Below are 12,373 nucleotides of genomic sequence, written 5' to 3'. Positions count from 1 at the left end.
GCTGCAGGGGATGGCACCCGGGCCGGCCGAGGCCGGTCCGCCGAATCGGAGCGCGTCGGTTAGCCTCGGCGAGGAGGCGTTTCATGAGCGACAGCGGCGAGGGCGTGCTGACCCGCGCGATGCGCGTGCTGCAGTGCTTCAGCGAAGCGGAACCGTCGCTGTCGGCCACCCAGCTCGCCGAGCGCACCGGCCTGGCGCCCTCCACCCTGCATCGCCTGATGGCGCAGCTGATCGAGTTCGGCCTGCTCGCCCGGGCACCGGGTCACCGGTACACCGTCGGCGCCCGGCTGTGGGAGCTCGGCGAGCTGTCTCCGCTCTCGCTCCGGCTGCGCGAGACCGCGCTGCCGCACATGCTGCGCCTCTACGAAGCCACCGGCGAGAACGTGCACCTGGCGGTCCTGGATGCCCCGACGCCGGAGTCGGCGACCGCGCTGTACGTGGGCCGAGTCACCGGCAAGGGGTCGATTCCGACGCTGAGTCGGATGGGCGGCCGGCATCCGCTGCACGCCACCGGCGTCGGCAAGGCTCTGCTGGCCACGCGTGACGAAGCATGGCTCGCGCGGTTCTTCTCCGTGCCGCTGCGGCGCGAAACGATGCTGTCGATCACCTCGGAGGAGGCGCTGCGGGCGGACCTGTCCCGGACCCGCACTCGGGGCTACGCGACGACCCGTGAGGAGATGACGCTGGGGAACGTATCGGTGGCCGCAGCGCTGCCCCCGACCGAGGCGCTGCCGCCCGCGGCGATCGGCATCGTGGTGCACCTGGAGAGCGCGGACGAGCGTCGCCTGGGCGGCCTGGTGGTGCAGGCGGCGAAGGATCTGAGCCGCGACCTGCGCGACTCCCACTGAGTGGGAGTCGGTGCGGTCGGCGGTCCGGCCGGATGGGACGCTTGATCTGCGTGCTCCGGAACGAGCGCGCGTCGAAGGAGACCCCATGACCATCACCCGTCCGGACCCGATTGGCGAGGCATTCTCGTCCTCGGTGATCATCGAACCGACCGCTGCGGCGCCCGAGTCGCTGCTCGCCTCGGCCGACATGCCCTCGCAGCGCCAGATCAACGAAGAGATCGCACAGCTGCACGCCGAGTACGCGCGCCGCGACGAGTCCGGCGAGGAGCTGCGGGCCACCCTGCACGACTTCCCGCCGTATCGCTCCAGCCTGCTGCGTCACCCCACCAAGGACCTCAAGCTCGTCGATCCCGAGACCATCGAGCTGTTCTCGCCGGCTTACGGGCAGCGCGACGTCGCGGCCATCGAGGCCGACCTGACGCTGCAGCACCGCGGCGAGCCGCAGGGCGAGCGCATCACCGTCGAAGGGCGCCTGCTGGACTCGTGGGGCCGACCGGTGCGCAACCAGCTCATCGAGATCTGGCAGGCCAACGCCGCGGGCCGCTACATCCACCAGCGCGACCAGCACCCCGCGCCGCTGGACCCGTACTTCACCGGCGCCGGACGCATCGTGACCAACGACAACGGCGAGTGGAAGTTCACCACCATCAAGCCGGGACCGTACCCGTGGAAGAACCACGTCAACGCGTGGCGCCCCGCCCACATCCACTTCTCGGTGTTCGGCAGCGCGTTCACGCAGCGGATCATCACGCAGATGTACTTCCCCGGCGACCCGCTGTTCGCCCTGGACCCGATCTACAACACCATCCCGCGCCAGGCCGACCGCGACCGCCTCATCGGCGCGTACGACCACGATCTCACCGTCCCGGAGTTCTCGATGGGCTACCGGTGGGACATCGTCGTCGACGGCCCGGACGCGACCTGGTTCGAACCCGAGGGAGAGCACTGATGCCCGCACCCACCCAGCCCAAGACGCATCAGGCCACCCCCGGTCAGACGATCGGGCCGTTCTTCGCGTTCGGCCTGGACTACGACAAGAAGCACGAGGTCGCCTTCCCGCACAGCGCCGGCGCGATCGTGCTGGGCGGCACGCTGTACGACGGGGACGGCGCGCCCATCCCCGACGCGATCGTGGAGATCTTCGGCGCCGACTCCGACGGCCGAGTGCCGCGCGGCCGTGGCTCGCGCCGTCGCGATGACCACACCTTCACCGGGTTCGGCCGCTCCGCGACCACGGACGAGGGCGGTTTCGAGTTCTGGACGCGCAACCCCGGCCCGATCGACGGCAAGGCGCCGTTCTTCGCGGTCGTCGTGTTCGCGCGGGGGATGCCGGACAAACTGCACACGCGCATCTACCTGCCCGAGAACCCCGAGCTGCTCGATGCCGACCCGCTGCTGTCCTCGCTCACGCCGGAGGAGCGCGCTACGCTCATCGCAACGCGCACCCCGGAGGGGTACCTGCGGCACGACATCCGGCTGCAGGGCGAGAAGGAGACCGTCTTCCTTGCCTTCTGACCCATCGTCCGCCGAGTCGCTCGCGGCGCCGCCCGCCGACGGCGCGACGACCTCGGCGGACGACGTCGGACTGCTCTCCCCGGTCTTGATCGGGGCGGGGGATGCGGCATCCGATCGTGTCGTGCTGGCACACCTCGTCGGCGCCGAACTCGCCCTCACGCGCGCGCTGGTCGCTGCGGGCCTCGCGCCGCAGGCCGCCGGCATCGCGGTGGACGGGGTGCGGCGGAACCCGCCGGCGATCGACCTCGGCCGGCTCGCCCGGGACTCGGTCGCCGGGGGCAACCCGGTCATTCCGCTGATTCCCCTGATCAAGGCGAGCGTGGCGCAGCAGGATCAGGATGCCGCGGCCTGGGTGCACGTCGGCGCGACGAGTCAGGACATCCTCGACTCCGCGCTGATGACCGTGGGACGCGACGTGGCAGTAGCCGTCGCGGAGAGCCTGTCGCAGACAGCCGACGCGCTGGCGAGGCTGGTCCGCGCCCACCGCGACGACCCCGCGGCCGCACGCACGCTCACCCAGCACGGCGTGCCCACGACCCTGGGGCTGAAGGCGGCCAACTGGCTGCGTGCGGTGGACCGCGCGCGCCACCGCCTGGACGAGGCCGCCTCCCGCCTCCCGGCTCAGCTGGGCGGTGCCGGTGGCACGCTCGCCGCCTTCGTCGAGCGCTTCGGCGCCGCCGCCGCAGCCGATCTGCCGGCACGGTACGCCCACGAGCTCGGACTCCAGGCGCCGGCGGCCCCCTGGCACACCGACCGCTGGCCGGTCACCGAGCTCGGCGATGCGCTGGCCGCCGTGGTCGCCGCGGTCGGGATGTTCGGCTCGGACATCGCGGGCATGGCCCGCACCGAGGTGGCCGAAGCGGCCGTTGCCGAAGGCGGCGGCTCGTCCGCGATGCCGCAGAAGCAGAACCCGGTGGATGCCGTCCTGCTCCGCTCCGCCGCCATGCGCGCCCCCGGGCTCGCCGCCCAGCTGCACCTGGCCGCCGGACTGGCCGTGGACGAACGTCCCGACGGCGCCTGGCACGCCGAGTGGCCCGCCCTGCAGGAGTTGCTGCGTCTGACGCTGGGCGCCTCCGCCCGCGCCGCGCACCTGGCCGCGGGTCTGTCCCTCGACGCCGGTCGCGCCCGCGAGAACCTGGACCTCACGAACGGGCTCATCGTCAGCGAGCGGCTCGGGATCGTCCTCGTGCCGCTGATCGGCAAGGCCAGATTCGACTCGCTCATCGTCGACGCCGCGGCCGGCGGTGACCTGGCGGGACTCCTGCGAGCCCTGCCCGAGGCATCCGCACTGGATGTCGGCGAGCTCGTCGACCCCGCACGCTATCTCGGCCTGGCGCCCGCACTCGCGGACGCCGCGCTGCGGCGCGCGCCCGACGCCACCGACGCTTTCGAGGAGGGCCCCCGCCCGTGACCGTTCCCACCGTCTCCTTCACCACGCCCGTGGGTCCGGCCGGTGCGCCCCTCGTGGTGCTCGGACCGTCGCTGGGCACGTCCACGATCCTCTGGGAGGACGTGCTCCCGCTGCTTGCGACGGACTACCGCGTCGCAGCCTGGGACCTGCCCGGTCACGGCGCCTCGCCCGCGGCATCCGAGCCGTTCACCGTCGAGGAGCTGGCCGATGCGGTCGCCGCCGGGACCGGCGAGCCGTTCGGCTACGCCGGCGTCTCGCTCGGCGGAGCGGTCGGCCTTGCCCTGGCGCTGCGGCATCCGTCGCTGGTGCGCCGTGCCGCGATCATCGCGTCCGGGGCTCAGCTCGGGGACGCGACGGGATGGCACGAGCGCGCTGCGCAGGTGCGCGCGCAGTCGACCTCGAGCGTGATCATGGGCTCGGCGCAGCGGTGGTTCGCGCCGGACTCGATCGCACGGCGGCCCGAGCTGTCCGGGCGGCTGCTGCACGCGCTGCAGGACGCCGACGACGAGAGCTACGCGCTGTGCTGCGAAGCCCTCGCGGCGTACGACGTGCGCGATCGGCTGAGCCGCATCGAGGTCCCGATTCTCGCGATGTGGGGTGAGTACGACGCCGTGGCGCCCGAGGCGAAGTCCACCGAGATCGCCGCGGGCGTTCGGCGCGGCACGGTCGTTTCCATCGCGGATGCCGCTCACCTGCCGCCCGCGGAACAGCCGGAGGCAGTCGCGGCCGCGCTGCTGGAGTTCGTCAGGAAGGCATCATGAGACCCGCAGGCGAAGGACTCTCCGACCAGGAGCGCTACGACCAGGGCATGGTGGTGCGCCGGGAGGTGCTCTCGGACGAGCACGTCGACCGCTCGACGGCCGGCGCGAATGCGCTGACCACGGAGTGGCAGGACTTCATCACCCGGGTCGCCTGGGGGGACGTGTGGTCCCGCCCCGGTCTGGACCGCCGGTCGCGGTCGATCGCGGTGCTGACCTCGCTGATCGCGCACGGGCATCACGAGGAGCTCGCGATGCACCTGCGTGCCGCCCGCCGCAACGGGCTGAGCCTCGACGAGATCAAGGAAGTGATCCTGCAGAGCGCGATCTACTCCGGCGTCCCCGCCGCCAACACGGCGTATCGCATCGCGAGCGAGGTCTTCGCCGACGAGCTGTAAGGCGCTCCGTGGCGCTCCGTGGTGCTCGGCTGCCGAGGGTGCGTGTTGCGGCTGCCGAGGGTGCGTGTTGCGGCTGCCGAGGGTGCACGTTGCCGCTGCCGAGGGTGCGTGTTGCCGCTGCCGAGGGTGCGCGTTGCGGCTGCCGAGGGTGCGTGCGCGCGCAGCAGGGCGCAACCTGGCGAGCGCGAAACGCACTCTCGCGGGCCGGGACGTGCACTCTCGCGGGCTGAGCGCGCACGCTCGCGAGCTGAACGTGCACTCTCGCGGGCCGGGACGTGCACTCTCGCGGGCCGGGAGGCGCCGCGGGTCAGCGGCCGGCGAGCGGCCAGCCGGTGTACGCCTCGGCGAGGTAGCGACGGCCCGACTCGGACTCCACGACGGTGCGCAGCTCGCCGAGCTGCCGGAGGCGGTCGAAGTCGGAGGCATCCGGCGCGACGTGCAGCATGCTCGTCATCCACCAGGAGAAGTGCTGGGCCTTCCAGATGCGATCCAGCGCCTTCTCCGGGAAGGCCTCCAGCAGTCGTGAGTCGTTCTCGAGCAGCAGCGCCCGCAGCGCCTTGTCCAGGAGGACGACGTCGGCCACCGCGAGGTTCATCCCCTTCGCGCCGGTCGGCGGAACCGTGTGCGCCGCATCCCCGATCAGGGCCACGCGCCCGCGCAGCAGCTGATGGGCGACGAAGCTGCGGAACCGCAGCACGTCGCGCTGAAAGATCGGACCCTCCACAAGATCGTGCCCGTCCACGCTGGCCTGCAGCGCGTCCCAGATCTGCCGCTCGCTCATCGAATTCGGATCCAGGTCCGGGTCGCACTGCAGGTACATCCGCTGCACCGTCGCGCTGCGCTGGCTGATGAGGGCGAAGCCGTGCGGCGAGTTGCTGTAGATGAGCTCCGGTGCGCTGGGCGGCGCTTCGGTGAGGATGCCGAACCACGCGAACGGATACTCGCGGAAGTACCCACCCGTAGAGGAGCCGGTCACTGCCGCGCGCGCGACGCTGCGCGATCCGTCGGCGCCCACCACGAACTCCGCCTCGATCTCGATCGCCCGGCCCGCGGCATCCCTCGCCATCACACGGGGACGGTCGCTCTCGGCGCCGTCGACCCGGTCGGCGGCGACCCCGAAGCGGATGTCCTGACCCGCCGCCAGGCGCACGGCGATCAGGTCTTTGAGCACCTCGTGCTGCGGATAGAGCCACACGCCGCGGCCGACCAGGTCGGCGAAGTCGATCCGGTGCCCCTCGCCGGCGAAGCGCAGCTCGATGCCGTCGTGGCGGTGCCCGACCGTGCGCACGCGATCCGAGGCACCCGACTCGTCGAGGATCTCGACGGTCCCCTGCTCGAGGATGCCGGCGCGGATGGTGGTCTCGATCTCTTCCCGCGATCGCGAGTCGAGCACGATCGAGTCGATGCCGGCGTCCGCGAGCAGGTGCGAGAGCAGCAGGCCGGCCGGGCCGGCACCGATGATGGCGACGCGGGTGCGGACGGGGTCGGTCATGTCGTCTCCTCTGACGGTGGATGGGATCGCATGGGATGCCTCGCCCCAGTGTGACCGGTCACCGCCTCCGAACGGCATGCATTCCCGTTGAACGGGATGCTGTGTCCTTCGCGCCCCGCCTCGATCACGACCCCGATTCGGTGGTCGTGGATGCACGGCGCGCGCGGCGTTTCGCGTACATCCAGGGCAAGTGAACAAGAGGGGGAGGGAACGAGAGAGGGAGGGAACAAGAGAGGGCGAGTGAACGGGAGAGCGGGCGAACGAGCGGGCGAGCCGGCCGCGGGTCAGCGCCGGTCGGCCGCGAGGGCGGAGCGGATGCCGGCCGCGGCGGCGCGGAGCTCTTCGAGTGCCGCGGCGGTGGGGGCATCGCGGGGGAGCACCACGGACAGTGCCGCCAGAACCGTTCCCGCGCCGTCGCGCACCGGGACGGCGACTCCGGTCGAGACAGCCTCGATCGAGCCGGGCGCGATCACGTACCCCTGTCGCCGCACATCGGCGAGCGTGCGGCGCAGGGCCGCGGCATCCGTGATCGTCTCGGCGGACACGCGCGACAGGGGAGCCGCGAGCACCCGCTCCTGAAGCTCGGTGGGGCCGAACGCGAGCAGCACGAGTCCGGACGAGGACGCGTGCAGCGGGAGGCGCCCGGCGATCCGCGTGATGTTGGCTCCGGAATCCGGAGACGAGAGCCGCTCGAGGAACAGCGCCTCGTCCTGCTCGAGCACGGCCAGCTGCGTGTGCTCGCGGATCGCCGCCTGCACGCGCTCCATGAAGGGCATCGCTGCCTGGCGCAGCCGCAGGGCCTCGGAGCCGCGAAGCGCCAGCTCCCACAGCCGCATGCCCAGACGTACGCGGGCATCGTCGTCGCGTTCCAGCAGGCCGGCCGCCACCAGCGCGTCCACCTGCCGATGCGCAGTGGATGACGGCAGTCCAGCACGGCGCCCGATCTCCGCGGCCGTCTGGACGGTGCGCTCCGCCGAGAACGTCTCGAGGATGCGGACGATGCGCTCGGTGAGCGAGTCACCCGACGGCGAGTTGGCCATGCGCCCAGCGTGCCATACCCACTCGGGCAGCCAGCCGCGTCACCCTGCCCGCCCGTAGCCGCACACCGCACTCACCCGGCCAGCCGCGTGCCCGCGCAGCCCGCAGCCGCACCCGCGGCGTTCCTCTCGGCCTATGCTGGCGCCGTGCCCCCCTCGGACTCCGCGCTCCCCGTCACCGCCGCTGCCGCACGGGATGACCGCGTCACGCTGCGGTTCATGAGCGAGCCCGGCGACACGGCGGCGGGCGGACGTTCGGTCGCCGCCGGCAGCGTCATGGAGTGGATCGACAAGGCCGGCTACGCCTGCGCGGTGGGCTGGGCGGGGACGTACTGCGTGACGGCCTACGTCGGCAACGTGCGTCATCAGCGGCCCATTCCGCCGGGAAGCATCATCGAGGTCGTGGCTCGCCTCGTGCACACCGGCCGAACGAGCATGCACGTCGTCGTGACCGTCTCCTCCAGCGACGTCAATGTCCACGCGTACACACCGGCGACCACGTGCATCCTGATCTTCGTCGCCAAGGGAGCCGACGGCACCGCGGCGACTGTGCCGGAGTGGGTCCCCACGTCGCCCTCCGATCGTCGGCTCGCCGCCGCCGCGCTCGAGCGGATGCCGGCCCGCGACCAGATCAAGCGCCTCATGCTCGACGAGGAATACACCGAGGCCGGTCGTGCTCCGCGCACGACGTTGCGGTTCCTCGTGCCCCCGGAGGCCGTGAACTGGGGCGGCAACGCACACGGCGGCACGGTCATGCGCTGGATCGACGAGGCCGCCTACGCGTGCGCCGCGGCGTGGGCGCAGGACGGTGACGGGGCCAGCGAAGCGATCGGGGTCTATTCCGGCGGCATCCATTTCTTCGCGCCCGTCCGCATCGGCGATCTCGTGGTCGTGGACGCCCGCCTCATGTACACCGGCGAGCACAGCATGCACATCAACGTGCGCGTCTCCAGCGCGGACCCCCGTCGGCCGGCCGAGCTGTCCCTGACCACCCAGTGCATGAGCGTGTTCGTCGTGCCCGGCCGCTCGGGACGAGCGCTGCCGGTGCGGCAGTGGACGCCCACGTCGGACGAGGACGTGCGCATCGCCCAGCACGCGAGGCAGATCATCCAGCTGCGGGAGGATATCGTCCCCATCCCGGCTGCACTCACCCTCGAGCCCTGACGCTCCCGCCCGTCGCCCGCCCGCCCCCGACGTCCCGGCACGCTGCCGATACCCGCACCGCCGGCACGCACACGCCCGCCCCGCCGTCGCCGCCGGCCCGGCACCCGTGACAGCGGAAGCCCGCCGCGCTATAATAGACGTAGAGCGCACACGCGTGCGCACAGCGAACACCAGGAGTTCATGTGATCGACAAAACGGTTCCGGATGCCGAGACCGCGGTCTCCGGCATCCCTGACGGAGCGACCATCATGATCGGCGGCTTCGGCCGGGCCGGCCAGCCGGTCGAGCTGATCGACGCGCTCATCGCCTCGGGCGCGGGGGACCTGACGATCGTGAACAACAACGCCGGCAACGGCGACACCGGTCTGGCGGCCCTGCTCGCGGCCAGGCGCGTCCGCAAGATCATCTGCTCCTTCCCGCGACAGCACGACTCGTGGGTCTTCGACGGGTTGTACCGCGCGGGCGAGATCGAACTCGAGATCGTCCCGCAAGGCAACCTCGCCGAGCGGATCCGCGCCGCCGGCGCCGGGATCGGCGGCTTCTTCTCGCCCACCGGCGTCGGCACCGAGCTGGCCGAGGGCAAGGAGGCGCGGACCATCGACGGACGCGCCTACGTCCTGGAGTACCCCATCCGCGCCGACTTCGCCCTGGTCAGTGCGCTGAAGGCCGATCGCTGGGGGAATCTGATCTACCGAAAGACGGCACGCAACTTCGGGCCGATCATGGCATCGGCCGCGACCACGACCATCGTTCAGGTCGATGAGGTCGTCTCCCTCGGATCCCTCGATCCCGAAGCGGTGGTCACCCCCGGCATCTACGTCGACCGCGTCGTGGCGGTGGGCGAGCGGCTCTGGCTCGACGACGGCGCCTTCGTCGGCGGCGTCGACCTGGAGGGCGAGCCGATCGCCGATGCGTCGGCCGACGCAGTGAACGGAGCAGAACGATGAGCACCCAGATCACCCGCAACGAGCTCGCGCAGCGCATCGCGGCCGACATCCACGAGGGCTCGTACGTGAACCTCGGCATCGGGGCGCCCACGCTCGTGGCCAATTTCCTGCCCGATGACCAGGAGATCATCCTGCACACCGAGAACGGGCTGCTCGGGATGGGCCCGGCACCGGACGCCGCGCACGTGGACCCGGACCTGATCAACGCCGGCAAGCAGGCTGTCACCGCGCTGCCCGGAGCCGCGTACTTCCACCACGCCGACTCGTTCGCGATGATGCGCGGCGGCCACTTGGACGTCTGCGTCCTGGGAGCGTTCCAGGTGAGCCAGACCGGCGACCTCGCGAACTGGTCCACCGGCGCACCCGGAGCCATCCCGGCCGTCGGCGGCGCCATGGACCTCGCGATCGGCGCGAAGGCCGTCTACGTGATGACCGACCTGCTGACCAAGACGGGCGAGTCCAAACTCGTCGCCGAGTGCACGTACCCGCTCACGGGGGTGGGGTGCGTGACCCGCGTCTACACCGACCACGCCATCTTCGACGTCACCGCCGACGGGTTCGCCGTGCGCGAGGCGTTCGGGGAGAACACCGTCGCCTCGCTCGCCGAGCTCACCGGCCTGACGCTGGCCGAGGCCTCGGCCGAGGCATCCCAGAAGGAGAACTGACATGACGAGCAGCTATGTGTACGACGCCGTCCGCACTCCGTTCGGGCGGGCCGGAGGCGCCCTCGCGGGTGTACGTCCGGACGACCTCGCCGCCGTGGTGATGCGCGCGATCGTCGAGCGTACCGGCATCGACCCGGCCCGGATCGAGGACGTCATCTTCGGCGATGCCAACCAGGCCGGCGAGGACAACCGCAACGTCGCTCGTTTCGGAGCGCTGCTCGCCGGGTTCCCCTCGAGCGTGACCGGTGTCACGGTCAACCGGCTGTGCGCATCTTCGGTCGAAGCGGTCATCCAGGGCTCGCGGGCGATCGAGTCCGGCGATGCGGACATCATCCTCGCCGGCGGCGTGGAGTCGATGAGCCGCGCCCCGTTCGTGGTGGAGAAATCGGCCAAGCCGTGGCCCGCGGTGGGCAACCCGACGATGTGGAACACCTCGATCGGGTGGCGGATGACCAACCCTGCGCTGCGCAAGGACTGGACGATCAGCAACGGCGAGTCCGCCGAGAAGGTCGCCCGCCAGGTCGGGCTGACCCGCGAGGCGCAGGACGAGTTCGCCGCGCGTTCGCACCGTCTCGCGGCCGCGGCGTGGGCCGCCGGCATCTACGACGGCGAGATCGTGCAGGTTCCCGGCGCCGAACTGGCCCGCGACGAGGGCATCCGTGACGACTCCAGCGTCGAGAAGCTCGCGGGCCTGAAGCCCCTATTCGCCCAGGATGGCAGCGGAACGGTGACCGCGGGCAACTCCTCGCCGATCAACGACGGCGCCTCCGCGGTGCTGCTCGCCGGCGACGGCGTGCTGCCGGGCGAGCCCCTGGCGCGCATCGCCGGGCGCGCCTCCCACGGCGTGGATCCCGACCAGTTCCCGCTCGCGCCGATCGAGGCCGCCAACAAGGCCCTCGCTCGGGCGGGCCGGACGTGGGCGGATGTCGACTTCGTCGAGCTGAACGAGGCGTTCGCGTCGCAGTCGCTCGCCGACATCCAGGGCTGGCCGGACCTCGACCCCGAGCGGGTCAACATCCACGGCGGCGCGCTGGCGATCGGCCACCCCCTGGGCGCCTCGGGCGGCCGGATCATCGGGCACGCCGCGCACGAGCTGGCCCGCCGCGGCGGTGGGGTCGCGGTCGCCGCGATCTGCATCGGCGTCGGTCAGGGACTCGCGGTCGTCCTGGAGCGGTGAACCGGCTGCGCGCGGCGGCACCGCGCGCAGCGGCCGACTCGAGCATGAGCAGCGGGCGGCACGATCGCCGGCGGAGGGACAGGGCGAGCGTATGAGCACTCCGGACTCCGGCGATTTCGTGCAGTCCCTGGCCCGCGGTCTGTCCGTGATCCGCGCGTTCGACGCCGATCACGCCGAGCTGACGCTCAGCGAGGTCGCGCGGCGCGCCGGGATCACCCGCGCCGCCGCGCGCCGGTTCCTGCTCACCCTCGAGACGCTCGGCTACGTCCGCGGGCTGCCCGGTGCGGGAAACGGCGGCATCACGGGCGGCAACCGGGCGTTCTCGCTCACGCCACGCGTGCTCGAGCTCGGATTCAGCTACCTCTCCTCGCTCTCGCTGCCGGAGATCGTGCAACCGCATCTGGAGGCGCTGTCCCGAGAGGTGGGTGAGAGCGTCTCGGCCGCGGTGCTGGACGGCGCCGACATCGTCTACATCGCGCGCGTGCCCACGCGGCGGATCATGAGCGTGCGGATCACGATCGGCACGCGCTTTCCGGCGTACGCGACCAGCATGGGCCGGGTTCTCCTGGCGGGACTGCCGGATGCCGCCGCCGCCGCTGCGGTCGCGGCATCCGATCTGGCCTCCCTCACCGACCGCACCATCACCGATCCGGGGGCGCTTCGTGGCGAGCTGGACCGTGTCCGGGCGCAGGGCTGGGCGGTGATCGACGGTGAGCTGGAGCCGGGCCTGCGGTCGATCGCGGCACCGCTGCACGGCCGGGACGGCAGCGTGATCGCGGCACTGAACGTCTCCACGAGCGCCACCCGAGACACGGTGGAAAGGCTCCTGGAGGCGTACCTTCCGCCGCTGCTGCGCACGGCGGGGGCGATCGACGCGGAGCTGCGGCTGATCTGACCGACCGCATCGGATCTTCTTACGTGAGCATCACGCACACTTATGCATGAAAGCGACAGTGTGGGG

The 12,373-nt window shown here is 71.7% G+C and carries 13 protein-coding genes; 11 read left to right on the top strand and 2 right to left on the bottom strand.

Features of this window, described 5'->3' with window-relative positions:
• Window positions 1-83: 83 nt before the first annotated feature.
• From QNO12_RS15905 to pcaC, 6 genes are all read left to right on the top strand, one after another.
• Window positions 84-848: an IclR family transcriptional regulator gene (locus QNO12_RS15905; RefSeq protein WP_257501178.1), complete on the top strand. Its 765-nt coding sequence runs from the start codon at window positions 84-86 to the stop codon at window positions 846-848.
• Between the two features lie 85 nt (window positions 849-933).
• On the top strand, window positions 934-1,797 hold the full coding sequence (gene pcaH, locus QNO12_RS15900) for a protocatechuate 3,4-dioxygenase subunit beta (RefSeq protein WP_257501179.1): 864 nt from the start codon (window positions 934-936) through the stop codon (window positions 1,795-1,797).
• Window positions 1,797-2,363 (top strand): protocatechuate 3,4-dioxygenase subunit alpha, encoded by a 567-nt coding sequence (pcaG, locus tag QNO12_RS15895; protein WP_257501180.1) that lies wholly within the window; start codon window positions 1,797-1,799, stop codon window positions 2,361-2,363. The genes pcaH and pcaG overlap by 1 nt, the downstream gene beginning before the upstream one ends.
• Window positions 2,353-3,774 (top strand): lyase family protein, encoded by a 1,422-nt coding sequence (locus QNO12_RS15890; protein WP_257501181.1) that lies wholly within the window; start codon window positions 2,353-2,355, stop codon window positions 3,772-3,774. Before pcaG ends, QNO12_RS15890 begins: the two co-directional genes overlap by 11 nt.
• Window positions 3,771-4,535: an alpha/beta fold hydrolase gene (locus tag QNO12_RS15885; RefSeq protein ID WP_257501182.1), complete on the top strand. Its 765-nt coding sequence runs from the start codon at window positions 3,771-3,773 to the stop codon at window positions 4,533-4,535. The genes QNO12_RS15890 and QNO12_RS15885 overlap by 4 nt, the downstream gene beginning before the upstream one ends.
• Window positions 4,532-4,930, top strand: a complete 399-nt coding sequence (gene pcaC / locus QNO12_RS15880) for a 4-carboxymuconolactone decarboxylase (RefSeq protein ID WP_257501183.1) — start codon at window positions 4,532-4,534, stop codon at window positions 4,928-4,930. Before QNO12_RS15885 ends, pcaC begins: the two co-directional genes overlap by 4 nt.
• A 307-nt stretch (window positions 4,931-5,237) precedes the next feature.
• On the opposite strand, the gene QNO12_RS15875 is transcribed toward pcaC, so the two are convergent.
• Together QNO12_RS15875 and QNO12_RS15870 are read right to left on the bottom strand one after the other, a co-directional pair.
• On the bottom strand, window positions 5,238-6,422 hold the full coding sequence (locus QNO12_RS15875) for a 4-hydroxybenzoate 3-monooxygenase (RefSeq protein ID WP_257501184.1): 1,185 nt from the start codon (window positions 6,420-6,422) through the stop codon (window positions 5,238-5,240).
• 284 nt (window positions 6,423-6,706) lie between these two features.
• Complete coding sequence (locus QNO12_RS15870; protein WP_257501185.1) at window positions 6,707-7,462, bottom strand: IclR family transcriptional regulator; 756 nt, start codon at window positions 7,460-7,462, stop codon at window positions 6,707-6,709.
• Window positions 7,463-7,606: 144 nt separating this feature from the next.
• On the opposite strand from QNO12_RS15870, the gene QNO12_RS15865 reads away from it, so the two are divergent.
• The 5 genes from QNO12_RS15865 (at window position 7,607) to QNO12_RS15845 (ending at window position 12,307) form a co-directional block, all read left to right on the top strand.
• Complete coding sequence (locus QNO12_RS15865) at window positions 7,607-8,623, top strand: acyl-CoA thioesterase (protein ID WP_257501186.1); 1,017 nt, start codon at window positions 7,607-7,609, stop codon at window positions 8,621-8,623.
• Between the two features lie 182 nt (window positions 8,624-8,805).
• Complete coding sequence (locus QNO12_RS15860; protein ID WP_257501187.1) at window positions 8,806-9,570, top strand: 3-oxoacid CoA-transferase subunit A; 765 nt, start codon at window positions 8,806-8,808, stop codon at window positions 9,568-9,570.
• Window positions 9,567-10,235: a 3-oxoacid CoA-transferase subunit B gene (locus tag QNO12_RS15855; RefSeq protein WP_257501188.1), complete on the top strand. Its 669-nt coding sequence runs from the start codon at window positions 9,567-9,569 to the stop codon at window positions 10,233-10,235. The genes QNO12_RS15860 and QNO12_RS15855 overlap by 4 nt, the downstream gene beginning before the upstream one ends.
• A gap of 1 nt (window position 10,236) precedes the next feature.
• Window positions 10,237-11,412, top strand: a complete 1,176-nt coding sequence (locus QNO12_RS15850) for a thiolase family protein (RefSeq protein ID WP_257501189.1) — start codon at window positions 10,237-10,239, stop codon at window positions 11,410-11,412.
• Window positions 11,413-11,503: 91 nt separating this feature from the next.
• Entirely contained in the window at window positions 11,504-12,307 is an 804-nt protein-coding gene (locus QNO12_RS15845) for an IclR family transcriptional regulator domain-containing protein (protein ID WP_257501190.1), read from the top strand.
• The last annotated feature ends 66 nt before the right edge of the window (window positions 12,308-12,373 follow it).

The organism is Microbacterium sp. zg-B185, from assembly GCF_030246885.1.
Taxonomy (GTDB): domain Bacteria; phylum Actinomycetota; class Actinomycetes; order Actinomycetales; family Microbacteriaceae; genus Microbacterium.
The sequence above is the reverse complement of the archived record's forward strand: the minus strand, read 5'-3'. Positions and strand labels throughout refer to the sequence as shown.